This window comes from Martelella mediterranea (assembly GCF_004342225.1).
Taxonomy (GTDB): Bacteria; Pseudomonadota; Alphaproteobacteria; order Rhizobiales; family Rhizobiaceae; genus Martelella; species Martelella mediterranea_B.
Window position 1 is genome coordinate 134,503 of record NZ_SMAR01000003.1, and the last position, 26,620, is coordinate 161,122.

The following is a 26,620-nucleotide window of genomic DNA, read 5'->3' on the forward strand; positions in this document are numbered from 1 at the left end:
AAATTGACCTGATTTTGGTTGTCAATTGACCTGATCCCGGCAAGACTGCGGACATGACTAAATGGAAACCGAATCCCCGGCTGATCAAACGTCCGGCCTATCTTTCACTTGCCGAGCAGATCGCGGGCGCCGTTCGCGACGGACTTCTTATCGATGGGATGCGCCTGCCGCCACAAAGGCAGATGGCGGCTGATCTCAAAATATCGGTGCAAACGGTCAGCCGTGCTTATGAAGAGCTGACCAGGCGCGGATTGGTAACAGGTGAGGTCGGGCGTGGCTCCTATATAAAATCAGTCCCGACGACGCCCGAGCGCCCTTATTTGACGGAAGGTGGTTCGGGGCTGATTGACCTTTCCATTCTGAAACCGATCTGCGAAAGCCGGAGCCTGACCAAGTTTCGCGATGCATTTGCCACACTTGGCAGCAATATGCCATCTGAGCTGGCTTTTTCGATGATCCCGAATGAGCTGTTTAGACGGTACCGGCTTGCCGGTTCGAACTGGCTGGCGGCGTGCGGGCTGAAAGCGCCGGTTCATGGCATCACAGTCACCAACGGTTCGAGTGATGCCATTACCGCAGCGTTTATGAGTGTTGTGCCGCCGGGCGCGACACTCGCAGCAGAAGAGCTGACACATCCGATGGTGAAGCCGCTCTGCGGCTATCTGGGGTTGGATCTCGAATCTGTTGCGATGGATCGTGACGGGATAGTGCCGGAAGCTCTGGAGGCGCTTGCAACGCGCAAACGGCTGCGCGCTGTTTTCATCCAGCCGTCTGCGTGCAGTCCGCAAGGCATTTTGATGAGCGCGCCACGTCGCCGGGCCATTGCTGCACTCGCGCGCCGGCTTGACCTTGCAATTATCGAAAATGACGTGCTTGGACCTTTGGTTGACAATCGTCCACCGCCTGTTGCTGCCTTTGCGCCGGAGCGCACACTGTACCTGACAGACCTTTCCAAGAATACGATTCCGGGGCTTCGTTGCGGCTTCCTGACCGCGCCCGATCGCTATGCAGGATCAGTTGCCAACCGCTATCTGGCCGCTAACTGGATCGCAACCCCGGTGATGGCAGAGATCGCCAGCCGCTGGATTGTCGATGGCTCAGCGATAGAGCTGGTGAACTGGCAGCGACTGGCGCTGAAGCGCCGCCGTGCGATTGCTGCAACGGCCTTGGAGGGCATTGACCATCAGATGACGCCCGGTGCGCTTCATATCTGGATGCCTCTCCCGGAAGGGACACATGAAGCTTCATTTGTTGACCGCCTGAAGGGGCGGGGGGTTGCCGTTGCCGCCGGAGCGGCCTTCCAGATTGCCCGGCAACCGGGGCCACCAGCGATCCGGGTTTCGCTGTCTGCATCAACAGAGCTTGAACTTGTTTCAAGTCTCTCGCTGATCGCGGCAATGATCCGTGAGCGGACGTCTTCAAAATCAGTCATCGCGTGAGGCAATGTGACAGTCTGGGATATTCAGGAAAATCAAACCATTATAACCTTCAGCAATGCAGGTGCGCATGAGAATGAGCGCGCCATTGCATCTGAAGTGGCGATTGCGATGTCTTATGGCGGATCAAGCCATGCCGTTATGATGGCAACGCCTGCGGATCTGGAAGATTTTGCCTATGGCTTCTCTCTGAGCGAAGGCATTATCGACCACCCCGCGCAGATCGAGGCGGTGGAAGTCATTTCATTCGATAATGGCGTTGATCTTCAGATTACACTGTCGGAAGACCGGTCAGCCGCGCTTTCGGCACGGCGACGGTCGATGGCAGGCCCTGTCGGGTGCGGGCTTTGCGGGCTGGAATCGCTTGAGGCAGCCATGCGTCAGCTTCCCGGTCCTGTTGCTCACGGTTTTTCCATAACCCCGGATCAGGTCAATGAAGCTGTAAACTTACTCACAGCGCAGCAGCCGCTGTTCGCACAGACGCGAGCTGTTCACGGTGCAGGATTTTACAGACCGGAAAGCGGTATTGCAGCCGTGCGTGAGGATGTCGGTCGCCATAACGCGCTCGATAAACTCGTTGGTGCTCTTGCACGCTCAGGAGGGGATGTGAACGGCGGCGCACTGGTCGTTACCAGCCGCCTTTCGGTGGAGATGGTGCAGAAGGCAGCCATTGCCGGAGCACCGGTTCTGATTGCGATTTCCGCGCCGACCGCTCTGGCAATCCGGACTGCGGAAGATGCAGGCATTACACTGATCGGTATGGCCCGCGGGGATGGTTTTTCAGTGCTGAGCCATATGGATCGTATCCGAATCTGAAAGCTTGAACGGGGCCGGGGAGGCCCCGGTCCCGGAAACTCTCACATTCAGGCGTTGAGCTGCGCTGCTTTGCGACGACGCCCTTCGGCATCTGCCGCTTTCATGGCCGCGACAACATCGGCAGGCGTCACATCGCCAGGGACATTGCCCATGGTATCGGCCGGGTCGCAGGCAAGCTTTGCCACTTCCAGCAACTGTTCATCCGTGACGTCAGCCATACCGATATCAGCAAAGGTCATTGGCAGCCCGATCGCCTCGCAAAAGCCGAATACGGTATCGACCACTTCTTTCGGACGTTTCGTCAGCATCAGCAGTGAAAGTGTACCGATAGAAACTTTTTCGCCGTGCCAGTAGCTGTGGGTGCCCTCAAGAACCGTCAGGCCATTGTGGATGGCATGTGCACCGGAAAGCCCACCGCTTTCAAAGCCGAGGCCAGACAGAAGCGTGTTGGCTTCAACGATCCGTTCAAATTCAGGCGTTACGATCTTCTCAGAGGCTGCGGCCTTCGCTGCAGGCCCGTCAGCGAGCAATGTCTCGAAGCACATCTTTGCCAGGCCGTAACCTGTCATTGAGCCAGACCGGCCTGTCATGTTCGGGCTTTCAGAGTTCTTGCAGTCTTCCGCCTCAAACCATGTCGCCATTGCGTCGCCCATGCCGGCAACAAGCAACCGAACGGGTGCACCGGCGATCAGTTTGGTATCGACCAGAACGGCGTCGGGGTTCCGCGGCAAAAAGAGATAGCGTTTAAAGGCTCCTTCCGGGGTATAGATCACCGAAAGTGCACTGCAGGGTGCGTCCGTCGAAGCCAGTGTCGGCACGATCACCACTGGCAGGCCTGCTGCATGTGCCACGGCCTTGGCTGTATCGAGCGATTTACCGCCGCCAACACCTGCAATAACGTTCACGCCCTCGGAAGCCACACGTTTGCCAATACGGGTGATTTCTTCGTCCGAGCATTCGCCGTTGAAGATTTCTGTTGTTATGGCAGCCTTGTCGTCGCCTTTAACAGCATCGCCGACAAATGGAATGACGCCCTTGTCGACGATGGCCAGTGCACTTTTCCCGAGCCTTGCAATCTCTTCTGTCAGAAGGCTGATCGCCCCGTTGCCCTGAACATAACGCCCCGGAAAAATCGTTGTTGAAATCATGATATGGCTCCCTGTCTGTTCCGTCATTTTTCAAACGGATTTGGGTGTTTGATGGCGTAGGAAGTAACGTCACCCTGAAGAAAGAAGGGGCTTGAAGAACGCAATTTCAAGGTCAGGTGCTGGGCTGCGACCGTCATTTTGCGAGCGCTATGGAAGCGGCATTTGAAAAACGTCAGCTCAGCAGGCGCAGCTCAAGCGCCGTATCAAGCAAACCCGGCGCAGTGACATTGCAATTATCAAGAATTTATCCGACTTTCGCAGTGCGCTAAGCCTTAAGGAAAAATTGTCGCAGGCGGTCTTCAGCCGCTGGATATCAAGAGTTCATGGACGAAAATTTTACGCAACTGAAATCGATTGTTTGTCAAAGCCCGGTTCTTGAGCCGATCCTGAACAGTTGGCACAAGATTGCATTGCCGGACTGCTGGCTGGTTGCTGGCGTCCTGGCCCAGACAGTCTGGAACCATCAGGCAGGATTTTCGCCTTCGCATGGTATCGCAGATATCGATCTCGTCTATTTTGATGCCGACGATCTTTCAGAACGTTCGGAAAACCAGACCGCAGCAAGAATTCGTGCGCTGTTTTCTAATCTGCCGCTCTGGATCGATGTGAAAAATGAAGCGCGGGTCCATCTTTGGTACGCTGGCAGGTTTGGCTACGATATCGAGCCTTACGAAAGCGTGTCCGACGCGATCAGCACGTTCCCGACCACAGCGACCTCACTTGGTATTCGTCCTGCTGAAGGACGCTGGCAGTGCGATGCGCCGTTTGGGCTTGCAGACCTGATGCAGGGGATCATCCGCCCGAACAAAACCCAGGCCTCCCGCGAAGCGTATGAAGAAAAATCGACCCGCTGGAAAAATCTCTGGCCGCATCTTTCGGTGCTGGACTGGGATCACTAAAAACACGGCTTATGAAAGCCGGTATTCAGAATCTGCTCAGCCGTTGCCTTTTGCCAAAAGAAAACGCCAGCCCGGAAAGGCTGGCGTTTAGCCGTTCAGATGTCAGCAGGTCTTACAAGAACCCGCGACGTTGCCACCAGCCGCGTTTCGGCTTTGCCGGCCTGTCATCTTCATCACCGTTACCGTTGGATGTCACAACTGGTTCTGAGCTTGTGACGTTCGATGCGCGGTTAGCCCGCGCCTGATTGTCGTCGGTTTCAACCGAAGCATCCTGGTCGGCTGTGGTCTCAGCTGCGACGGATACGTTTTCACTGTCAGCGTTGGATTCGGAGACAGGTGCCTCAGTCTGAACCTGATCAGGTTCAGAAAATCCAGTCGCTGCTGTCGTCTCGGTTTCAGGTGCAACCGGCTCCTGCTTCTGTTCCGGTGCCTCGGCGGTCGGCGCTTCTGTCTCTGCAGGCTTTGCCTTGCGGGTGCGCCGACGTGGCTTGCGCCCTTCAATTTCAGCCATCGCCTCATCTTCAGATGTCACCTCGGCGGGCGGCTGCGTTGAAGCCTCATCGGCAGAAGCGTATTCTTTCACCTTGGTCGCAGCCGGCTTCCGGCGCCGACGCTTCGGCTTCTCTGTTGGTTCCGGGGCCGTTTCCTGCCCTTGAGCCGTCACAGTGGCCTCGGTCTCTGACTTCTCCTCCGATGTAGCAGTGTCTTCTTTTATGCTTTCGGAGACGTTCGATTCTGCCGCGCTTTCTGTCGTTTTTTCAGTGTCAGATGCTACAACGGGCGTACTTGGGGCATTTTCGGAACCAGTTTCATCATTGTTCTGAGCCGGTGTGTCTTCCTGCTGTTGACCGTTGCTGTCGTTCTTGTTTCGACGTCCACCACGTTTTCCACGACGGCGTTTGCGGCGGGGCTGATCATCCTGCTGGCCGTCACCGTTTTCAGCGGATGCTGCCTGATCATCATTGCTTTCGTCATCGCCGTCATTGTTCTCAGACGACTGATTCTGATTGCCGTCGCCATTCCCGTTCTGGTTATTACGGTTGCCGCGGCGGCGTTTGCGGCGTTTGCGGCGAGACTTTCCACCTTCATCACCGGACGGAGAGGACTGGTCGTCATCGTTGCTGCTGTCGGTTTCTGTTTCAACCGGCGTGATGTCGATTTCTTCCGGCTCATCTCTGAAGTCGAAAAGGCTTTCGATCTTGACCGGATTTTCGACAGGCTCACAACGGTCGATTTCAAGGTGAACGCTTTCCAGCGTATTATCAGCCTCGATGGTGATATCGACGCCAAACCGGTTTTCATAATCGACGATGCTGCTGCGTTTCTGGTTGAGAACGTAAAGCGCGGTTTCCGGTGATGTGCGCACGCGAATGTTATGGGTTGTGTTCTTCAACAGATATTCTTCGACACTGCGCAATACATGCAGAGCGACAGAAGACTGAGAGAGGACATGACCGGTTCCGCCGCAATGCGGGCAGGTTTGCGTTGTTGATTCCAGAACCGATGCACGGATGCGCTGACGCGACATTTCCAGAAGGCCAAAATGTGAGATTCGGCCAACCTGAATACGCGCACGGTCATTCTTGAGGCACTCTTTCAGCTTCTTCTCGACCGCACGGTTATTGCGCTTTTCTTCCATGTCGATGAAGTCGATGACCACAAGACCGGCCAGGTCACGCAGACGAAGCTGGCGAGCAACTTCTTCCGCCGCCTCAAGGTTGGTCTGAAGCGCTGTGTCTTCAATCGAATGCTCACGCGTCGAACGGCCCGAGTTAACGTCAATCGCCACCAGCGCTTCGGTCTGATTGATGATCAGATAGCCGCCTGATTTCAGGGTGACCTGTGGCTGGAGCATACGGTCCAGCTGTGCCTCGATGCCGGATCGCGAAAAGATCGGATGCGGATCACGATAACGCTGAACCACCTTGGCGTGGCTGGGCATCAGCATCTTCATGAAATCCTTGGCTTCACGATAGCCTTCATCGCCCGAAACGATAATCTCGTCGATGTCTCTGTTATAAAGATCGCGGATAGAGCGCTTGATCAGGCTGCCTTCTTCATAGACGAGACACGGCGCCGTCGAGGTCAGCGTTTTTGTGCGTACGTTTTCCCAAAGACGCATCAGGTATTCGAAGTCACGCTTGACCTCGGCCTTGGTGCGGTTTGCACCGGCTGTACGCAGGATCACGCCCATGCCCTGCGGAACATCAAGCCCCTTGGCAACTTCCTTCAGACGTTTTCTGTCTGCCGGGTTGGTGATTTTGCGGGAAATGCCGCCACCCCGTGCGGTGTTCGGCATCAAAACCGAATACCGGCCGGCAAGCGAAAGATAGGTCGTCAGCGCAGCACCCTTGTTGCCGCGCTCTTCCTTTGCAACCTGAACCAGAATGATCTGACGGCGCTTGATGACTTCCTGGATACGGTATTGTTTGCGCATACGACGATGCGCGCTTTCCGGAACCTCTTCCATCGCATCTTCTGCGCCGACCGACTCAACATCATCTTCATCGTCGCTGTCGATATCTTCGGAAATCGTGTCGGAATCGACTTTCGCTTCCATATGCGAAGGACCGTTCTGGTCTTCATCGCCCGGAGCTTCTCCGTCTTCGCCTGCTTTCGTCTTCGCGTCGCTCTCATCGGCTTCGGCCGCGCCGGCTTTATTCGCTTCGGCTTCGGGATCGGCTTTCTTGCGTCTGCGGGCGCGTGGCTTTCTTGCAGGCTTTGTTTCTTCTTCTGCCGGAGCCTCGGAAGCAGTCTCTTCTGCTTCTGCCTTTACAGCCGCTTCTTCGGGGCCGTCGGACTGCTCTTCAAGCTGTGTAGCATTTTCGTCTGCGGCTTCGACCGTTTCCTTCTTGGCGCGCGATTTCGCTCTGCCGCGGCGTGTGCGCGGTTTCGGCTTGCTGTCATCGCCGTTCGATTCCGAAGTTTCGGATGTTTCCGCCGACTGCGCGTCATCGTCTTCGCCGCTGAGCTCACGCATCAGGGCTTCACGATCAGCCAGAGGGATCTGGTAATAATCGGGGTGGATTTCGGAAAAGGCGAGGAAGCCGTGACGATTGCCGCCATAGTCGACAAATGCGGCCTGCAACGAGGGTTCGACCCGCGTTACCTTTGCCAGATAGATATTACCGCGCAGCTGCTTCTTGTGCTGCGATTCAAAATCGAACTCCTCTATCCGATTTCCACGTACGACAACGACGCGCGTCTCTTCTTCGTGAGAGGCGTCGACAAGCATTTTATCTGCCATTTAAGAAAAGCTCCTCGGCGCGGCCGCTCGCCTGTTCCCGGGCTTGTCAAAGCTTTTCGAGGGGAATGGTCACGCGTGCTGGCGCCGAATAATAAGGTGTTCGCCTGGCGAAACGAGATCTGCGCGCCGACCAGCCGTACAAAAACAGCGCCGCTTTTTGCGGCGGAAACTGACGGGGTGAACTGACGCTTCGTCTTCATCTGAGACCAGTCGAAATCAATGTTGCCTTACCTCCCTTTTATCAAGGAGGCGATGAATGCGCACCTGAGTTTGAGCGTCTCAGGAGCGTTAATTCTTTTGCTGCACAGCCGTTTGTTAAGACATATGTCAGCAAAGATATGCTGTCCGGTGGTGGAATGACGGCGGACGATCGACCGCTCTTTGTGGCGCGAATCAGTTTAGATTCCGGCTGCCGGAGCTTGGACCTGTCCCGTCTCAAATCTCCACCTGTCAGGCATTAGTATGTTTTCCGGGCAACAATAGCAAGAAAAAAGCCGATGAACTGCTGCATTTGGTCACATATGTTGTGACGTTAACGTCAATCAGTGTGGAATGTGGCAAGTGGCCGGAAAATCGCCGTTTTTTCCGTTGAGGGCTAAGAGGTCAATGCTTCCCTTTTTTTAGAGGCCCTGATGATGATCAATTTGATATAAACTGATAGGTTGTAAGTATGGGGCGGTGTTGACAATACATTGCTGCTTGCTGACACAGGCGCTATCAACACTTCGGGCAATTTATGAGCGGAGATCCTTTGGCGCGTTTCCTGATTTTTCTGCTGGTTCTTTTCGTTCCGTTGTCCGCTTTCGGCAGTCAGTCCGATGCTGCGGACGCTTCGCCTCTGATTGCTTATAACGGGCTTCTGGTGGGGGATGACGCCCGTGCCAGACTGGTGATTGATTTCGATAGAAAGCCCGCATTTAACTATCACTACATGTCCAATCCGGCGCGTCTCATCCTGACGCTGCCATCGACATCATTCAGCTTCTCTGCTGACTCCGTTGAACCGCGCGGGATGATTTCGGATATCCGCTATGGAACCACCGGTCCGGGACAATCTCGTGTCATCCTGACAGCAACGCAACCGTTTCAGCTTACCCTGGCCGAGACACGCGAAAACGAGGCGGGAGGGGCGCGGCTCGTCATAGATCTGGCCATGACAGACGCGGCGCGGTTTCAGAAACTGATCGCAGATCAAGCGCCTCTGCGCGATGATCAGGCGATTGCGCTTTCTTCAAAGACCATCAGTAATCCGGCAGACGCGGATGTCGAGAAAGATGGGTTTCTGGTTGCCGTCGATGCCGGCCATGGCGGTATTGATACCGGTGCCATCGGAGAAGATTCGAAGACGCTGGAAAAGGATATCACGCTCGAGTTTGCCCGCACCTTCGCCAAAAAGCTGGAAGAGCAACCCGGCCTTGATGCCTATCTGACGCGTGATTCGGATGTCTATCTGTCCCTCTCTCAGCGCGTAGAGCTTGCCCGTCAGCATGACGCTGACCTTTTTATATCGCTTCATGCCGATTCACTGAGCCAGCCGGATATTTCAGGCGCAACAGTTTATACCCTGTCTGACAAAGCGTCCGACCGGCTTGCAGCAGCACTGGCGCGACGGGAAAACCTCTCCAATAAAATCGCTGGTCTGGAAACCGCGACCGAACCAGAAGAGGTCACCGATATACTGCTCGACCTGACCCGCAGGGAAACGCAAAGCTTTTCGATCAATCTTGCCGACAGGGTGGTCGAATCGTTCAAGGGACAGATCGGCCTGATCAATAATCCTCACCGCTATGCCGGCTTTATGGTGTTGCGCGCACCGGATATTCCCTCAATTCTTCTTGAGATCGGGTTTCTTTCCAATCCGCAGGATGAGGCGCGTATGCAGGATCCTGCCTGGCGCGACAAGCTGATTGAAAGGCTTGTCGATGCCGTAAAAGCATATCACAAGCCGACAATAGCGGATGCCGGGGAGTGAACTTCAGATGATGCTGAAAACACCATGGTCGCAAAATGCGCACATTCATCGTAAAATGGTGAAATGAGAGTTTCTTTCGAGAGCGGCGAGGGTTATCCCGGTGTCAATCGATAATTCGCACTGCTCTTTCATCGGGGCGGGAAGCACGCGTCGAAAATTGAAGACGTGAAAAATCAAGGTTCAATCAACGTGAGCGTCATAAAATTCATTGGTTATCTTTTCGGCCTGGCCTGTGTTCTGTTTCTGGTCGTCGCCATCGGTGTTGCAGTTTACCTGAACAACGTGGCGAAGGATTTGCCGGATTATGAGGTGCTGGCGCAATATACGCCGCCTGTGACAACCCGCATGTACGCATCTGACGGCGAGCTGATGGCGCAATACGCCCATGAGCGTCGCCTGTTCCTGCCGATCGATGCCATCCCGATGCGCGTTCGCGGTGCGTTTCTTTCCGCTGAGGACAAGAATTTCTATACCCACCCCGGTATCGACGTCGTTGGTCTGACGCGTGCTGTGCTCACCAATGTCAAGAATATCGGAACAGGCCGTCGGCCCGTGGGCGCTTCGACGATCACACAACAGGTGGCAAAGAACTTCCTGCTGAGCTCGGACCAGACCATTGAGCGTAAGGTCAAGGAAGCAATTCTTTCCTTCCGTATCGAGCGTGCGTATTCCAAGGATACCATCCTCGAACTTTATCTCAACGAAGTTTACTTCGGTCTGAACGCATACGGTATTGCCGATGCCGCTCTGACCTATTTTGACAAACCCGTTTCAGATCTGAGTGTTGCTGAAAGTGCCTATCTTGCGGCTGTGTTGAAAGGCCCGGCCAACTATGATCCGTGGCGTCACCCGAAAGCCGCGCTTGAACGCCGCAACTGGGTTATCGACCGCATGGCGGAGAATGGTTACATCACGCAGGACGAAGCCGATCTGGCCAAGGCCGAGCCGCTGGGTGCGGTTACCACGCACCAGAATCAGCCCGTTGCCGGTGATGAATACTTTGCCGAGGCGGTGCGGCGCGAACTTCTCGATAAATATGGTGAGGAGATGCTGTATGAAGGCGGACTTTCCGTCAGAACATCGCTTGACCCGGACATTCAGGCTGACGCCCAGAAGGCTTTGCGTGATGGTCTGATCAAATATGATGAGGCTGCGGGGTTCCGCGGACCGATCAATCAGATCGATATCAGCGGTGACTGGGGTATCCCGCTTTCAAAAGTCAGCACGCTCTGGGATGTGCCGGACTGGCAGGTTGCTGTGGTGCTCGGTGTAAGTGCTGATGGCGTCGAAATCGGTTTGCGCCCTCAGATCGAAGCTGGTGGCAAGGTTGCGTCCGAGCGCGACACCGGCTTCATTTCTGCCGATAATATGAAATGGGCCTATCGTTTTCAGGAACGTGGCAAGAAGAACGCTTCCAGTCCGGAAGGCGTGCTGAAACCGGGCGACGTCGTTTATGCGGAGGCTACGGGCGAGGGTGATAATTACCGGCTTCGTCAGGTGCCTAAGGTTCAGGGCGGTTTGGTCGCCATGGACCCGCAGACCGGCCGCGTTGTCGCCATGGTCGGTGGCTTTGCTTTTTCTCAGAGCCAGTTCAACCGCGCCACACAGGCCATGCGTCAGCCTGGGTCCTCTTTCAAGCCTTTCGTTTACGCGGCAGCGCTGGATAACGGTTATACGCCGGCCTCTGTGGTCATGGATGCTCCGATCGAGATTCAGTCCGGCGGAGAGCTCTGGAAACCGCAAAACTATGGTGGCAGTTTCTCTGGTCCGCAAACACTCAGGACAGGTATTGAAAAGTCGAAAAACCTTATGACTGTGCGTCTGGCGAACGATCTTGGTATGGATGTTGTTGCCGATTACGCCAATAATTTTGGAATTTATGACAATATGGACCCGGTTCTTGCTATGGCGCTCGGCTCGGGTGAAACCAGTGTGATGCGGATGGTTTCGGCTTATGCCGTAATTGCCAATGGCGGCAAGCAGGTTAACCCGACGCTGATCGACCGGATCCAAAATCGATACGGCGAGACTATTTTCAAGCATGAAGACCGTATTTGCGAGAATTGTAACGCCGAAGATTGGCAGGGTCAGCCCGAGCCAATCCTGATCGATACGCGCAAACAGGTTCTTGATCCGATGACCGCCTATCAGGTCACGTCGATGATGGAAGGTGTTGTCCAGCGCGGTACTGCGGCACGTGCGGTCAATCTGGATCGTCCGGTTGCCGGTAAAACCGGCACGACCAATGATGAGAAGGATGCCTGGTTCGTGGGCTTCACCCCCAACCTTGTGGCAGGTCTTTATGTCGGTTTCGATCAGCCGGCCACGCTTGGTCGTCACGGGACGGGCGGCGGGCTTGCTGCGCCGATCTTCAATGAATTCATGCAGGATGCCCTCAAAAATATCCCGAAAGAGAATTTCATCGAGCCTGAAGGCATGATGGATATTGCGGTGAACCGCAGCACCGGCATGCGCGCGACAGGGTCCGGACCGAATGTCATTGTTGAAGCCTTCAAGCCGGGATCGGGTCCTGCCGAAGCACTGGATATCATTGATATGCCCGGATACGTGCCTCCGGCGCAGATCCTGAAAGATTCCAATCAGGCCAACAAGGCAATTTCGACAGGTTCGAGCGGTCTTTACTAAGCTTCATTGGCATAACACCATTCGGGCAGGCGGGGTTTACATCGCGTCCGCCCGCGCTTATTCACCGGCAGCAACGTTCAACACATTTTCAAGAAGAACAGAGAACCATGCGAGCGGAAATCGAAGGTATTGTCGATGAAACCAAGCAGGCCGTAAGCCTGCTGAGGAGGCATCTTTGACTGGGATCAGGCAATCAAACGGCTGGATTGGCTGAATAATAAAGCAGAAGATCCCGACATCTGGAATGACGCCAGCGAGGCTCAGAAGCTGATGCGCGAGCGGCAGCTTCTTGAAGACGGTATTTCTGCCGTTCGCCGTATCGAGACAGAACTTTCCGATAATATTGAACTCATTGAGATGGGTGAAGAGGAAGGTGATGCCGAGGTGGTGGCCGACGCTGAAGGCAGTCTGCGCAAGCTTCTGGAAGAAGCAAACCGGCAGCAGGTCGAAGCGATGCTTTCCGGTGAAGCGGATTCCAACGATACTTACCTTGAAGTCCATTCCGGCGCTGGCGGCACTGAAAGCCAGGACTGGGCCAATATGCTCCTTCGGATGTATATTCGCTGGGCAGAACGGCAGGGCTACAAGGTCGACGTCATGGAAGTGCATGATGGCGAAGAAGCGGGCATCAAATCAGCGACCATCCTTGTTAAAGGCCACAATGCTTATGGATGGCTGAAGACAGAATCCGGCGTCCATCGCCTTGTGCGGATTTCACCCTACGACAGTAATGCGCGTCGCCACACCTCGTTTTCGTCTGTCTGGGTTTATCCGGTGATCGACGATTCCATTGACATCGACGTCAATGAAAGCGACTGCCGGATCGATACCTATCGGGCGTCCGGTGCGGGTGGCCAGCACGTTAATACGACTGACTCCGCTGTTCGCATTACCCATATTCCAACCGGTATAGTCGTGCAGTGCCAGCAGGAGCGTTCACAGCACAAGAACCGTGCAAAAGCATGGGACATGCTGCGTGCCCGGCTTTATGAGGCCGAACTGCAGAAACGTGAAGAAGCCGCCAATCAGGAAGCTGCGTCGAAGACGGAGATCGGCTGGGGGCATCAGATCCGGTCTTATGTTCTGCAGCCTTATCAACTGGTCAAAGACCTGAGGACGGGCGTTGAAAGTACATCTCCGTCCGATGTTCTCGATGGCGCAGTCAGCCCGTTCATGGAAGCCGCTCTTGCGCATCGCATCGACGGCTCTGCGGGCAGCGAAGTCGATGACATCGATTAAGCCGCAGGGCATCTTGAAGTACAAAGAATAGTAAAAGGCCGCGTTCCTGATCAGGAACGCGGCCTTTGTAATCGGTGAACTGTTCGCCTTTATCTTACATCAGGGCCTGAAGCAGCGGCAGGGTTGGCCAGCCATCAGCCGGCATGCCAAGCCGGTTCTGCTCTTCGCGAACGGCATTGCGGGTGCCTGCGCCGAGAATGCCGTCGATATCGCCGACATCGTAACCCTTATTGGCAAGGATACGCTGCAGGCGCTTCATCTGGCTGTCGGAGAGGCCTGTTTCCGGGTTGCCGGCGCGATAGGGCGGGGCACCTTCAAAACGCGTGGCAAAGTAAGCCACTGAAGTGGTGTAAATGAAAGACTGGTTCCATTTCAGATACACATCGAAATTCGGATAGGCGAGGAATGCTGGACCAAAGCGCCCCTGCGGCATCAGTAAAGCTGCTGGAAGATTGGAATAACGGGTATTGCCATCGCGGGGCTGAACGCCAAGCCGGAACCACTGGCCAGCTGTCATGCCACCGTCAAAGCCGGTTTTCATCCAAGGCAGGTCCTGCGGAATGACAACTTCCTGGATCCAGGGTTCATTCGGGCGCCAGCCGAGGCTGCGAATGAAGTTCGCGGCTGTCAAAAGCGCATCCGGCGCGCTCTTCTTGACGCGAACATGTCCGTCGCCGTCACCATCAACGCCAAAACGGATGATATCTTCCGGCAGCATCTGCACCTGCCCAAGTTCGCCGGCCCATGCGCCGGTCTCACTGTTGGGATCGAAGTCGCCGTGCTGGGTCATTTCGATGAGTGCGATCAGCTGAGGACGGAAGATTTCAGGCCGGCGGCAATCATGCGCGAGGGTCACAAGGGCGTTGCGCGTGTTGAAGTTGCCCTGAACCGCGCCGAAATCGGTTTCCATGGCCCAGAATGCAGTCAAAACACCGGCCGGAACGCCATACTGGGATTTTGCACGGTTGAATGTGCTGGCGTATTGCTGGATTTTCTTGGCGCCGATCTGAAGGCGGGAATTGCTGGCGGTGCGCTGCGAAAACTCAAGGAAGGTCTGCTTGAAGACGCCCTGCGCACGGTCCATTTTCAGAACCTGATTGCTGATCGAAGCGCCCGCCAGAACAGCGTCTGCTGCGCTCGGTGAAAGGCCTTTCTGAACGGCTTCGCGTTTCACCCCGTTCAGAAAATCAGAAAGCGGACCGCCGCATTGCTGCGCAAGCGCGGGTCCAGCTGCGAGCGTTGAGATTCCGGCGGCGACAATGGCCGCACGGATAGTCCTGGAAAACATAGGCGTCTCCTCAAAAGCTTGTGCCTGTTCGACAGAGTATATCATTCACAACCAGACTAGCCCGATCCACCTAAGCTTTCATTAAAATCGTTTTTGATCGTCGATGGGGACCGTGGCGAAGCGTTTATTGTCGCTCAATGACTGCCAACGATGCATAACCACGACCGACAGACGTGAATGTCAGCCGGGCACCGGCTGCGGCTGCCTGCATTTCCAGAACCTGCCTGAAGTCAGGGCGCGGTGTGACGTGGAACTTTGCGAGCCACTGGTTCAGGCCAGCTTTGAACCAGCCTGGAAGCCCCTCTTGCTGACCGAAGTCGACGATGTGGAGAGAACCACCGGGAGCAAGCGCTTTTATTGCATTTTCTGAGGCTTTTTCCCATTCCGGGATCATGGAAACCGCATAAGAGATCATGATCCGATCAAAGCCATCGACTGCAAACGCGTCAGGTCTGAATGTGCAGGCATCGGCTGTGCGCAGCATGGGGCGGGCAGTGCAATGCTGAAAGGTTCTGCGTGCGCTGATGAGCATTTCAGACGATATGTCAAAGCCGTAAAGCCGTGCCTGGGGATAGAGCGCGGAAGCCTTCTTCAGGTTCCTGGCTGTGCCGCAGGCGACTTCAAGCAGGGATCCGCCTTCAGGCGGGTTAAGACCAGCAATCATCCGGTCACGTCCAAAGAGGTAGTATTTCCGGGTCAGATCATAAATGTGCCGTTGGTAGCGGTACATTGCATCCATGGCGATGGCATGCTGCCCGCCGTCAGGTGTTGCCGGTTCGCTCATGGGCCTCAGACCTTTTCATAAATGTGGAAGCCGCCATAGATCGCCGAACGATCCAGCATGCCAAGCTCTTCTGACTGATCCTTCAGATACCGCCATTCAGAGGCCGTTTCTGCTCCAAGCCGCCCTTCAATAACGCTTGGTTCCCCGGCGGTGCGGAAGATAACACGAGCATTTTGACGTGCCGTCCGGGTGATCTCGGACCAGAGTGCGTTGAGCTGATGGTCATTCATCCAGTCCTGCGCATCCAGAAGGACGAAGCGATCGGCAGAGGCGGCCTCACGGTGAGACAGCAATTCGGTAAAGCTTGCATGGTGAACCTTCACCCGTGGTGCATTTTCCCTGATTGCTTCAAATGCTTCCTCCTGAAGATAGGTTGGCAGAGCGCCGTCTCCAGCCTCCGGATAGCGTCGGGCAAAAGCCTGCCAGGCAAAATAGTTGTCTTTCAGCGGGAACTGGCAGGCGAGCTTTTCCAGTCGTGCCCGAAGCACTGGTGCCAGCGTTCCGTCTTCACTTGATTTTGCCAGCTCCTCATATTGTTTCGGTGGTATGCCCAGCCCGAACAGCGAGGATTTTCTGGATGTGGTCCAGCGTATCAGCGGCCTGTCAAACAAAGGAGCGATTTTTTCATCGAAGAACCGTCTCTGCTCGCGCAGTGATCCGGCTTCCGTTAAATCCGAAATTCTGACGCCATGCAGGCGCGCAACGGCGTGACCGGCGCCGATGAAGTTTCCGAGAAGACCGGTACGATAGATGTTGCGCCCGAAAACACTGATGCGTCTGCGGGCAAGCTTGTCACGGCTTTCCCAGTAGGCGCGCGTCTTTTCATCCAGATGTTCTGCAATGTAGCGATCATATAACCCTACGGCACCTTTGTCGCCATTGCCGAAAAGCTGAAGAATGGCAGCGTGATCGGGAAGGTGCTGAAAAGCTGCAAGCTTGAGCTTGTTGAGTGCGATATGGTGCGGATTGAGGTCAACAACGTCGATCTGTTCTGGCTTGCATGTCAGGTAAGCCAGCGCATTGCAGCCGCCAGATCCGATTGTAACCACCCGGTGGCCCGGCCCAAGCTTCATTGCGGCAATATCGACGTCCGGATCTTCCCATATCTGCGGGTAGACAAGGCCGGAAAAAAGAAGTCCGAACAGGCGCTCGGAAAACCCTTCTTTCGAGAATGCGCGGTGTTGCAACAGAGCCGTTTTCAAGCGGTTCCCTATTTTCGGATTGTTGCGCTGCTCAAGGCTGCTCATCGTCACTCTCGTCCTTCTGGCCGGGGAATATCACCCGAAGCAGGCGACACTCTTTCCCTCTGGATGCGGATGTTTAACTTCCAGCACCTAGAGCAGCTCTGCTAAAGTTTGATGACGCATGCGTTCTCAAGAACGCCTTGCAGGCTGGCCTTTATGCCGCATCCTGTCGGTAACGGGCCGACACACGCGGCAGGCCCGAGCGCAGCAGCTTTTCAATCCGGAGCTTCCGTGCCTGCGCGTTTTCTCTGCGAATGCGCGATGCGATCAAACGTGTTGCCACTGCATAAAAAAGCAGTGAAAACACGGTTGAAGCGCTATAGGAAATGGCCAGCGTTTCCAGTGTTTCGCGTGTTAAGGCTTCTGGATTGAGAAAAAGCACAAGGATTGACGCGGGAACGGCAATCTCAGTTGATGGGCTGATTTTTGCGCTGATCGCATAGCCGAAAATCTGATGGAATTTCTGGACCGGCTGATTGTCGTTTGATGCGACAGGAAAAAAGTGACGGGCTTTCAAAGTGGTTCTGACCGCCAGAATGAACAGGAAAGTGGCTGCTGCTATCCGCGCCAGAACGATACCGTCCGGCATGGCAGTCAAAAAGAAGAAAACCAGCCCGGCAGCGATGCACAGGCTTACCAGTCGCACTATCAGGACACCGCAGCCAGCTGCAAAGCGCGCACTAAGCCGCCGCTGAAACTGCCAACGGGCAAAATGAAGCATTCTGCCCGAGGGAAGCGACAGTACAACGAAAACCAGCGCCGGAAAGGCGATCATGGCTTCGACAGACAATTTATGCACCTCCTGCCTATCAGGCTATAAAAGCCTCCCAGGAAGGAAAAATCAATGAGCAGGGCTGAATTCCTGTCCGATTTCGTCCATGACAGCTTCGAACCAGGCGGTGTTGAGGTCGAAGTGACCGCCGCCTTTGATCCGCTCGAATTCAATTGTACGCAATTGACCGTTGCGTTCCACATCATGCCCGGTGACGCCGGAAACGCCATCAAGTGCGCTTTCAACCGCCAGATCGACCATTGAGTGGATCAGGCGCAGATCGTCACTGTTGGCCGGGGCCGAACGCGCATAATAGCCTGACTTCTGAACCATCGAACGCTCTGCGCCCAGAAGGGCTGCAAACTGTTTGGCAAACCAGTCGCCAACGTTGATCTTGTCGAGTTTGACATGGCCGAACGCATCACGGGTCACGTCTGCCCCTGCGGCTTCCCGCTCTGCGACAATCGCATCAAGACAGGCCCCTTCGGAGACGAAGAGCGAGACGGAACCGTTCTTGTCCATCACCTCTTTCAGGCGTGCGGCTTCTGCTTCAAGATCAAACGCCATTTCGGGCAGATAAACGCCATCAAGCATTTTCATGGCTGGGTCCATCAACATGCCTTCGACATATTCGACGGTGCGCTGACGCTCCAGATAAGCCCGTGCCGTGGCCGCGGTCAGCCAGCCACAGTGGCGGCCCATCACCTCATGAATGATAAGCGTGCGCGGTGCTGCGCTCTGTTCGTTGGCGATGTTGTCAAAAAAGGCCGCGCCGTATTCAGCTGCAGTCCATGCTCCCAGGGTTTGCCGGATTGGCATGACGTCGTTGTCGACGGTTTTGGGAAGGCCGACAACGGTGAGATCATATCCGTTTTTCTTCAGGTAAGCTGCCAGGTCGGCTGCCGTCGTGTTGGTGTCATCGCCACCGATGGTGTGAAGAATTGTAATGCCGTCTCTGGTCAGCTGTTCGGCAGCCACTTTCAGTGGGTCTTCGCCGGGACCAACCAGCCCACGTTTTTCACAATCTTTCTGGTTGGTCAGTTTGACGCGGCTGTTTCCGATCGGCGAGCCGCCAAAACGGTGCAGTCTGGATGCCTGTTCGCGTATGGCTGCTGTGATCGGAAGGCTGTCACCCTTCAGTAGTCCGGCGTAACCGGAGCGATAGGCGATGATTTCCGTGTCGGGGGCGATATCGGAATAACGCTCAATGAGTCCGCCTACAGCAGACGATAGACAGGGCGCTAGGCCCCCGGCGGTCAGCATGGCAACCTTATGGCTCGACATTTTCATCCTTCCATCAAAACGGTGGAATTATTTACGTTCAATGCGACATGGATGCGACAGGAGCCTTGCCGCTGTAAAGCCTGAACCGTAAGAAAGTGCGGGTTCCAGGCAGGATATGTTCAGATATCTTTAAAAAGGAGCAGCGGCAGGCTGTATCAGAAAAGTTCGAAAGTGCACCGCCTCAACACCTGCTTCTGCTCTGTCAAACGCGCCAGGCGTCAGTCACCCTTAAGGAAAAAGAAAGCAGAACATATGAGAGGCGTGATGATCGTTGTTCGGGTGAGCTGAAAATAGCCAAAATTTAAAGTATAATTATGCTCTGTAAGGCTTTCATTCATAGAGGCTTTATGATCTGGCGGTGAGGTGTCTGCCTCTGATCCGCCAATGCCGTTCAGGGTCTGCGGCTGTTTTCAGATCGCCATCACTGATCGGCTATTGCGATCGGGTTCATTCTTCTGCAGAAAGTCGCAGAAAGTTGAAATTGAACCAATCGGTTCGACTTGCATAAAAACATAAAACTGTTCAATCTGATATCTTGGGTTTTGCGTTAGGCCCGATTGAAGGAGTGCGCCTGATGTCTTTCTGGGAAAAGCTGGTCAATTTTGTCAGCCAGTCCGCCGGTAATGTTTTGACCGGTGTGGTTGAGGCTGTGCGCACACTTTTCGAAGGTGACCCTGAAACGCGCCGTCAGGTGGCGTTTTCCGTTTCTCTGATTGCGCTTTCTGCCAAGATGGCAAAGGCAGACGGTTTCGTCACGCTGGAAGAAGTGAATGCATTTCACGAGATTTTCGAGATCCCCGACAAGGAACGCGCGAATGTTGCGCGACTTTACAATCTCGCTCGTCAGGATGTTGCTGGCTACGAAGCCTATGCCGAGAAGCTGAAAGGTCTTTGTGCTGGTGGCGAAGAGGGGTGTCCGATCCTTGAAGAGGTGATTGATGGCCTGTTCCACATCGCCAAGGCCGACGGTGCTGTGCACGAAAACGAGCTGGCCTTTCTTGCGCGGATCGCTGAGATCTTCGGTATCAGCGAGGTGCGCTTCAAAGCCATCTGCGCGCGTCACATTGATCGTGGCTCGAACGATCCCTATCGGGTTCTGGGTGTCAAACGCTCTGACGATTTTTCGACGATCCGCAGTCGCTATCGCTCACTCGTCGCAGAAAATCATCCGGACCGGCTGATTGCCCGTGGTGTTCCTAAAGAGTTTCATGCTGCTGCCAACGATCGCATGGCGATGATCAACGCCGCTTACGAAGAGATCGAGCGTGAACGAAAGGCTGCCTGACATGAACCTTGTTCTCAGGGGTGAAATGGTGTTGGCGCTTTTGGTCGGGACTTGCCCGGTCCTTACCGCAAGTGCCGCGCTTGCAGATGGCGACCAGCTATCAGGTGCGCGGTCCGTTGTAATGGTGGCCCATCCCGATATGTGTAACGAGGAAGGGATATCCGGTCTTTCCGACGCCAGTTATTCGGTATCGTGGCCGGAAACCAGTTATGACGGGACATCGGTTGACCGTCACGGCACTCTTTACGAGATCAACTGCTACGCTGGTGCGTATAACCTTGTTGTGGCATATGTCTTCGCGACGGGCGATGAGGATGCTGAGGATATGGCGCTGGCCTCCTTTGCGTCACCGGCGTTTACAATCGAGTATGCCGATGGGGATGAAACCGATACTGAGCTGAAAGCCGATCCTGTCGTTACCGGTTTTCAGGCTGATACCCTATTGATCAATCCGGTATTTGATGCTGAAACCCTGACGATCTCAACCTTTGAGAAGTGGCTTGGTCTTGGTGATACCTATTCCGCAGGATTGTGGTCTCTGCAAGATGGTCAGTTCGTGCTGAAACATTATGAGATCGATCCGATCTATGAAGCCAATCTCGATGGTCAGGATGGTGATCTGTCCGCTACGACATTTGTTCTTTATGATGCTGAGCGGTAGTGGCTGAAAGAGGAAACGGGCTCCCGGCCTGTTGTCCGGTTTTAATCAAGTCTATATCACGTTGAAACGATCATGCGGTCCATCCGCAAATCTCTGGGCAGTCGGGAACCTTTTCGGACCGGTTGGCGCTGCCTTATCTGCAAGACTGGTTTGGTATCGGCCAAGAGGTGAGAATGACACAGCATTTCAAAACCATCATTATCGGCCGTGGTCTGATGGGAAGCGCTGCCGCCAGGCACCTTGCATCCATGACAGACGGTGTGGCTGTGATCGGTCCGGACGAGCCACTTGATAAGGCCAACCATAAGGGCGTTTTCGCAAGCCACTATGATGAGGGGCGCATCACCCGAACGATTGATCGCGACCCGGTCTGGGCTGAACTCGCCAATCGTTCAATTGCGCGCTATCGCGCTATCGAACATGAGAGCGGGATCGACTTTTACAGTGAAGTTGGCGCACTCATCGCCGCGCCTTCACGTTCCGGCACACGCTACATGGCCGCCGTCATCGAGGCGGCTGAGAGTTGTGGTGTCAAACCGCAGCAAATGGATGCTGAGGCGCTGGCTGCCCGGTTCCCGTATTTCGAGTTTGCCGATGGTACAAAAGCTGTCTACGAAGCCGAAAACGCCGGGCATATCTCGCCGCGCCGGCTAGTGGCTGCGCAGTCTTTGCTGGCAAAAAAGGCCGGGGCCACTGTTATAGCCGACACAGTCACAGAGGTGCAGGAAAAGGCTGAACATGTCGTTGTGAAGGTGGAGGGCGGTTCCGTCCATACCGCCGACAGGGTTCTGGTTGCAGCAGGCGGCTTCACTGTGAACGAAAAGCTTTTGCCACGCAAAATCGATCTGAGTGTATTTGCCCGTACGATCGCGTACTTCGAGGTCGATGAGGACGGGGCGGAAGCGCTGGCCGACATGCCGAGCCTGATCTATAAACCGGACGCTGAAACGGACGGAATTTATCTTCTGCCGCCGATCCGCTACCCCGATGGCCGTTTCTATCTCAAAATCGGCGGTGATCCTGAAGATCTGCCGCTGAAAAACGAGGCGGCGATCAAAGACTGGTTTCGCTCTTCCGGGCAAAAAGCAACCCGGGAATATCTGACGCGGGTGCTCTGCGATCTGATGCCGGGTATCCGGGTTCTCAATACCCAGACCGGAACCTGCGCGACGTCCTACTCACCATCCGGTTATCCAATGGTCGGCTTCCTGCCTTCAAGCCGTGTGGCCGTTCTGACCGCCGGCTGTGGTGCCGGCGCGAAGAGCTCTGATGAAATCGGTCGCCTTGGCGCGGTGCTCATGGATAAGGGCACGCTGCAGGGCGAGGGGTATTCGGTCGATTTCGCGCCTTCGTTCTTCTGAATTCTGATCTGCGTTACTGTCTGAGCGATATTCCGTTGGCAATTTGCCATCGTCTCGTATAGGAAACCCGCACCAGTTGGCCGGGCGGCCGCGCTTTGCCAATGCCGAAAGGCGGCAGGGTGAGGAAAGTCCGGGCTCCACGGAAACACGGTGCCGGAAAAAGTCCGGCGGGGGTGACCCCAGGGAAAGTGCCACAGAAAGTAAACCGCCCCGCCTGCAATAACGCTCTTTGGTTTGGCCTGTGCGCCGCTTTGAGCTTTATTGCCGGCGGGGTAAGGGTGAAAGGGTGGGGTAAGAGCCCACCGCGTGTCCGGCAACGGTCACGGCACGGTAAACCCCACCGGGAGCAAAACCGAATAGGGATGACGCGGCGCTTGTCGCCAGCCTGTTTCCAGGTCTGTCATCCGGGTGGGTTGCGAGAGGCAGTGCGCAAGTGCTGTCCCAGATGAATGGTCGCCACGTCTTTTCAGCTCTGGCTGAGAAGGCCATACAGAACCCGGCTTACAGGCCAACTGGTTTTTATTTCTTCTCACGATGACTTTTTGGGATGGAGCGCCACAGGTGCTCTTTCGCCCTGCATTCGCGCCCGGGCAATACGGATTCGTGTCCTGTTGTCCCTTTTGTTTCAATGATTTGCGCGGAAAGCTTTCGTTAACGATGCGCTGCTAATCTCAGCTGTTAATGCCGCATGCAGACTTGGTTAATAGCGGGTTATCCCATTGACGCCCAATTGTGCCCATGTTATCCCATCTGATAAGAGTTCGCTGCCATCGGCAGCACCTGCGTTCGTAAGGCGGTTCTGTTCTAAGTATTCGGAATTGTTGTTGAATTCGCCCTTTGGGCGAAGCGGGTTTTCTGTGTCTGTATCGGGTTGGGAAGGGGTGGCTGCGTTCCGGTCACCGGAAGCGTCGGCGGTATTGCGTTATGAACCGGTTTCTTTCCAATGCGACCAAGAAGATCGATGCGAAGGGGAGAGTTTCGGTCCCGGCAGTGTTTCGCACAGTGCTGGCCGAGCGGGGAATCGAAGAGCTTTACTGCTTTCAGGATTTCATCTTTCCAGCCATCAGTATCGGCGGGCCGGATCTGCTCGATCGCTTCGAGCGGCAGATCGATCAGGAAGATCCGTTTTCAGCCGATGCGAACGACATGTCGCTCCTGATTCATGGTGGCGGCGTGTTTATGAAGCTCGATGCCGAAGGACGGTTGATGGTCACGGATTTCATTCGCGATTTCACCGGCATCGGCAGGGAGATCACTTTCGTGGGTCGTGCGGACCACTTCCAGCTTTGGGAGCCGCAGGCCTTTCAGGCAGCGCAGGCTGCCGCGCGCAAGGCCCGGTTTGGCGGCCGGTCTGGTGCCTGAAGCTACGGGGATACGGAATGGCGGGGAATCCTGGCACAGATGATGCCATTGGCGGACCGGTTCGTCACATTCCGGTTATGCTTGCCGAGGTGCTGGCTGTGCTTCAGCCATCGCCCGGCAAGGTCATTCTCGATGGCACCTTCGGGGCAGGCGGTTACGCATCTGCCATTCTGGATGCTGGCGCGAGCGTAATCGGTCTTGATCGTGATCCCATCGCAATTGCTGCGGCAAAGCCGCTCGTCGAAAAGTCCGGTGCGCGTCTCAGTCTGTACGAGACCCGGTTTTCCGTGCTCGATCAGTTTGCGCCAGACGGTGGCCTTGACGGTGTCGTCCTCGATATCGGCGTATCTTCCATGCAGATCGATGAAGCCGAACGCGGCTTTTCTTTCCAGAAAGACGGCCCGCTCGATATGCGGATGTCACGTGAAGGTGTTTCGGCAGCCGATGTGGTCAATCGGGCGAAGGTGAGCGATCTGACGCGGATCTTCGGTTTGCTTGGCGAAGAGAAGAATGCTGGCAAGATCGCGCGTGCAATCGACAGGCGCCGGCTTGAAACGCCGTTTGAAACAACCCGTGATCTGGCCTCGATGATCGAGACGGTCACGCCGCGTCGTGCGAAAGACAAGATCCATCCGGCGACCCGCGTATTTCAGGCGCTTCGGGTCTACGTCAATGATGAGTTGGGCGAGCTCGCCGCCGCACTTTTAGCTGCCGAACGTGCGCTGAAGCCGGGCGGTGTTCTGGCAGTTGTCACTTTTCATTCGCTCGAAGACCGGATTGTTAAACATTTTATTGCAGAAAGGCTGGGTAAGGCATCCGGCTCACGTCATTTGCCGCAGGTTACGCCGCCCCCGGCGCTTTTCTCGCAGGCGGGAAAAGCAATGATTGCGGCCAGTGCAGCGGAGGCGGATGTGAATCCGCGTGCCCGCTCTGCCAAGCTGCGTGCTGCCGTGCGCACGGATGAGCCAGCGCCGCATACAGGTCTGGATGCCTTCGGGCTGCCAGCTCTTGCTGATATTTCCCGCCTCGGAGGCCACGAAAGCTGATGCTGAGACCGCTCGATATCGTTCTCATTCTTGTTATGGCTGCAACGGCAGCGGTAACCTATACGATCAAGTATTCTGCCGAGGCGACACTGGATGAGGTGCGGCGTCTGGATGATCAGATCGCTCTTGAAAAGAATACCATCGACCTTCTGGAGGCCGATCAGGCGCTTCTGACGCAGCCGGCAAGACTTTCGCGTCTGGCTGAATACTATGCCGATGAGCTGCAGCTTCAGCCCGCAGAACCGGAGCAGATTGCAACGCTCGACCAGCTTCCCCCGATTGCGCCCGAGCCGCCCGCCGAAGAGGATCTGCCGCCTTTGATGGCCGGAACCGCGCCTGATGGAACAGATGTTGTCATAACCGGATCGGTGACGCCATGATCAAGATGCCCAGCCTTTTTTTACGTAAGAAGTCTGACAAGCCTGCCTGTGCCAAGCAGAGTGAACAGGTGGACAGTACGGTTTTCCAGGGAACTGCGAAAAAACGTGTCGGTCTTGCGCGCAGTCGGGTCACGGTGCTCACTGCGGCGTTTGTCGCCGTTTATGCGATCATTGGCGGGCGTCTGATCCACTATTCACTGGCTAAGGAAGACGGAACTGTTGCCCGTGCAGCCGTACCTTATACGCTGGCCCGGCGCCCTGACATCGTTGATCGCAACGGCGCCGTTATGGCGACAGACGTCAGAATGATGTCGCTTTATGCCAATCCCTCAATGATCACGAGCCCCGACGATGTTCTGGAGGCACTGAAGCCGATCTTTCCCGAGCTGGATGTTTCGCGTGCTTATCGCCTTTTGAAATCCAAAGGCGAGTTCGTTTGGCTGAAGCGCCAGATCACGCCCAAACAGCAAAGTCAGGTTCTCGCCGCTGGTGTGGCAGGCGTCGGCTTCAGGCCTGAGGTGCATCGTTTCTATCCGGGCGGTCCGGAAGCTGCGCATATTCTTGGCCTTGTCGATGTTGACAATCGCGGCCTCTCCGGGATTGAGCGCTATATGGACAAGACCGACGGTATCTCGAGCCTGATGGGGCTGGGGTTGACGGATTCGATCGAAATGAAACCCTTCGAGATTTCGCTTGATCTTCGGGTTGAGAGCATCATGCGCGATATTCTCGTAAAGGGCATGGAGAAGTTTGAGGCGCTGGGTGCAACAGGCATTGTTCTTGATGCCAATACCGGTGAGATCGTTGCTCTGGCCTCAGTCCCGGATTTTGATCCGAACAATCCTCCGCGAGCGACAGATCCGCGAATGCTGAACCATGCAATTACCGGCGTTTACGAAATGGGATCAACCTTCAAGGCTTTCACGCTGGCCATGGGGCTGGAATCCGGCAAGTTCACACTCGATAGCCTTGTCGATGCAAAGACGCCGCTTTATTTCGGCAGCTCGCGCATTAACGACGACCACGCGCAAAACCGCATCCTCACCTATCCCGAAGTCTTCACCTATTCGTCGAATATCGGCGCTTCGCGGATTGCGGCAGCTGTCGGGCCTGATTACCAGAAGAATTTTCTCGAAGATCTCGGTTTGCTTAACCGGATCGAGACCGAAATCGGTGGCTCGGGTACACCTCAGAAGCCTGCAAAGTGGGGTGGTGTCTTTTCTGCGACCGTCTCCTTCGGGCAGGGCATTACAACAACCCCTCTGCAAACAGCTGTTGCTGCAGCTGCGCTGATCAATGGCGGCAAACTTATTCCGCCCACCTTCCTTCCGCGAACAGAGGCCCAGGCTGACCAGATCGCAAAGCATGTGGTTTCAGAAGATACCAGCAACAAAATGCGTTATCTGCTGCGGCTGAACGGAACGGATGGTTCTGGCCGAAACGGTCAGGTTCCCGGCTATCGTGTGGGGGCGAAAACGGGCACGTCCGAGAAGATTATTGATGGCAAATACGCCTATGATCACAATTTCAACGCTTTTCTTGCGGCATTCCCGATGGACGATCCGCAGTATGTGGTTCTGGTCACGATTGATGATCCAAAGAAGGTAGAAGGTGTGCCGGGGCGCACAGCAGCCTGGAATGCCGGGCCAATGGCGGGGGAGATTATTCGCCGGGCAGCACCGATTTTGGGTGTTGATCCGGATTTTGGTGAAAAGGGTGACGGGCTTCTGGCATCCTACTGAAAACGAAT

General features: G+C 55.3%; 19 protein-coding genes, 1 other RNA gene and 1 pseudogene. 14 read left to right on the forward strand and 7 right to left on the reverse strand.

Features of this window, described 5'->3' with window-relative positions:
• The first annotated feature begins 53 nt into the window (after positions 1-53).
• Both EDC90_RS03455 and fdhD read left to right on the forward strand, forming a co-directional pair.
• Positions 54-1,439, forward strand: coding sequence for a PLP-dependent aminotransferase family protein (locus EDC90_RS03455; RefSeq protein WP_132308579.1), 1,386 nt, complete (start codon positions 54-56; stop codon positions 1,437-1,439).
• 6 nt (positions 1,440-1,445) lie between these two features.
• Positions 1,446-2,252 carry a formate dehydrogenase accessory sulfurtransferase FdhD gene (fdhD, locus tag EDC90_RS03460; protein ID WP_132308581.1) on the forward strand — a complete coding sequence of 269 codons (807 nt, stop codon included), beginning with the start codon at positions 1,446-1,448 and terminating at the stop codon, positions 2,250-2,252.
• A 47-nt stretch (positions 2,253-2,299) separates the two neighbouring features.
• On the opposite strand, the gene EDC90_RS03465 is transcribed toward fdhD, so the two are convergent.
• Positions 2,300-3,400, reverse strand: coding sequence for a glycerol dehydrogenase (locus EDC90_RS03465; protein WP_132308583.1), 1,101 nt, complete (start codon positions 3,398-3,400; stop codon positions 2,300-2,302).
• A 323-nt stretch (positions 3,401-3,723) separates the two neighbouring features.
• Here EDC90_RS03465 and EDC90_RS03470 point away from each other — a divergent pair, with 323 nt between their 5' ends.
• A complete protein-coding gene (locus EDC90_RS03470; RefSeq protein ID WP_132308585.1) occupies positions 3,724-4,299 on the forward strand; it encodes a nucleotidyltransferase family protein in 576 nt (191 codons plus the stop codon).
• Positions 4,300-5,461: 1,162 nt separating this feature from the next.
• On the opposite strand, the pseudogene EDC90_RS03475 reads toward EDC90_RS03470, so the two are convergent.
• Positions 5,462-7,546, reverse strand: a pseudogene (locus EDC90_RS03475) (Rne/Rng family ribonuclease); the annotation flags it as partial.
• A 751-nt stretch (positions 7,547-8,297) separates the two neighbouring features.
• Between EDC90_RS03475 and EDC90_RS03480 the strand changes: the two are divergent.
• From EDC90_RS03480 to prfB, 3 genes are all read left to right on the forward strand, one after another.
• Positions 8,298-9,518: an N-acetylmuramoyl-L-alanine amidase gene (locus EDC90_RS03480; RefSeq protein ID WP_245510912.1), complete on the forward strand. Its 1,221-nt coding sequence runs from the start codon at positions 8,298-8,300 to the stop codon at positions 9,516-9,518.
• A 189-nt stretch (positions 9,519-9,707) separates the two neighbouring features.
• Entirely contained in the window at positions 9,708-12,164 is a 2,457-nt protein-coding gene (locus tag EDC90_RS03485) for a penicillin-binding protein 1A (RefSeq protein ID WP_245510913.1), read from the forward strand.
• Positions 12,165-12,271: 107 nt separating this feature from the next.
• Positions 12,272-13,403, forward strand: a protein-coding gene (prfB, locus tag EDC90_RS03490) for a peptide chain release factor 2 (RefSeq protein ID WP_132308591.1) whose coding sequence is annotated in 2 segments (ribosomal slippage) — positions 12,272-12,340 and positions 12,342-13,403 — 1,131 coding nt in all. Because the reading frame shifts where the segments join, the coding sequence is not laid out codon by codon here.
• 94 nt (positions 13,404-13,497) lie between these two features.
• On the opposite strand, the gene EDC90_RS03495 is transcribed toward prfB, so the two are convergent.
• The 5 genes from EDC90_RS03495 to EDC90_RS03515 form a co-directional block, all read right to left on the reverse strand.
• Positions 13,498-14,691: a lytic murein transglycosylase gene (locus EDC90_RS03495; protein ID WP_132308593.1), complete on the reverse strand. Its 1,194-nt coding sequence runs from the start codon at positions 14,689-14,691 to the stop codon at positions 13,498-13,500.
• A 124-nt stretch (positions 14,692-14,815) separates the two neighbouring features.
• A complete protein-coding gene (locus EDC90_RS03500) occupies positions 14,816-15,475 on the reverse strand; it encodes a class I SAM-dependent methyltransferase (protein WP_132308595.1) in 660 nt (219 codons plus the stop codon).
• 5 nt (positions 15,476-15,480) lie between these two features.
• Complete coding sequence (locus EDC90_RS03505) at positions 15,481-16,722, reverse strand: DUF3419 family protein (protein ID WP_132308597.1); 1,242 nt, start codon at positions 16,720-16,722, stop codon at positions 15,481-15,483.
• A 151-nt stretch (positions 16,723-16,873) separates the two neighbouring features.
• Positions 16,874-17,509 (reverse strand): hypothetical protein, encoded by a 636-nt coding sequence (locus EDC90_RS03510; protein ID WP_132308599.1) that lies wholly within the window; start codon positions 17,507-17,509, stop codon positions 16,874-16,876.
• Between the two features lie 51 nt (positions 17,510-17,560).
• Positions 17,561-18,775 carry a pyrophosphate--fructose-6-phosphate 1-phosphotransferase gene (locus EDC90_RS03515; RefSeq protein WP_132308601.1) on the reverse strand — a complete coding sequence of 405 codons (1,215 nt, stop codon included), beginning with the start codon at positions 18,773-18,775 and terminating at the stop codon, positions 17,561-17,563.
• Positions 18,776-19,349: 574 nt separating this feature from the next.
• Here EDC90_RS03515 and EDC90_RS03520 point away from each other — a divergent pair.
• The 8 genes from EDC90_RS03520 to EDC90_RS03555 all read left to right on the forward strand — a co-directional run bounded on the left by EDC90_RS03520 (position 19,350) and on the right by EDC90_RS03555 (position 26,612).
• The gene (locus EDC90_RS03520; RefSeq protein ID WP_132308603.1) at positions 19,350-20,060 is read left to right on the forward strand and encodes a J domain-containing protein; all 711 of its coding nucleotides are present in this window, start codon (positions 19,350-19,352) and stop codon (positions 20,058-20,060) included.
• Position 20,061: 1 nt separating this feature from the next.
• Entirely contained in the window at positions 20,062-20,721 is a 660-nt protein-coding gene (locus EDC90_RS03525) for a DUF1176 domain-containing protein (protein WP_207903836.1), read from the forward strand.
• A gap of 173 nt (positions 20,722-20,894) precedes the next feature.
• The gene (locus EDC90_RS03530; RefSeq protein WP_132308607.1) at positions 20,895-22,082 is read left to right on the forward strand and encodes an NAD(P)/FAD-dependent oxidoreductase; all 1,188 of its coding nucleotides are present in this window, start codon (positions 20,895-20,897) and stop codon (positions 22,080-22,082) included.
• Positions 22,083-22,154: 72 nt separating this feature from the next.
• Positions 22,155-22,602, forward strand: an RNA gene (gene rnpB / locus EDC90_RS03535) — RNase P RNA component class A.
• Between the two features lie 404 nt (positions 22,603-23,006).
• Positions 23,007-23,444: a division/cell wall cluster transcriptional repressor MraZ gene (gene mraZ / locus EDC90_RS03540; protein WP_132308609.1), complete on the forward strand. Its 438-nt coding sequence runs from the start codon at positions 23,007-23,009 to the stop codon at positions 23,442-23,444.
• Positions 23,445-23,461: 17 nt separating this feature from the next.
• On the forward strand, positions 23,462-24,490 hold the full coding sequence (gene rsmH / locus EDC90_RS03545) for a 16S rRNA (cytosine(1402)-N(4))-methyltransferase RsmH (protein WP_132308611.1): 1,029 nt from the start codon (positions 23,462-23,464) through the stop codon (positions 24,488-24,490).
• On the forward strand, positions 24,490-24,870 hold the full coding sequence (gene ftsL / locus EDC90_RS03550; protein WP_132308613.1) for a cell division protein FtsL: 381 nt from the start codon (positions 24,490-24,492) through the stop codon (positions 24,868-24,870). The genes rsmH and ftsL overlap by 1 nt, the downstream gene beginning before the upstream one ends.
• The gene (locus EDC90_RS03555; protein WP_132308615.1) at positions 24,867-26,612 is read left to right on the forward strand and encodes a peptidoglycan D,D-transpeptidase FtsI family protein; all 1,746 of its coding nucleotides are present in this window, start codon (positions 24,867-24,869) and stop codon (positions 26,610-26,612) included. The genes ftsL and EDC90_RS03555 overlap by 4 nt, the downstream gene beginning before the upstream one ends.
• The last annotated feature ends 8 nt before the right edge of the window (positions 26,613-26,620 follow it).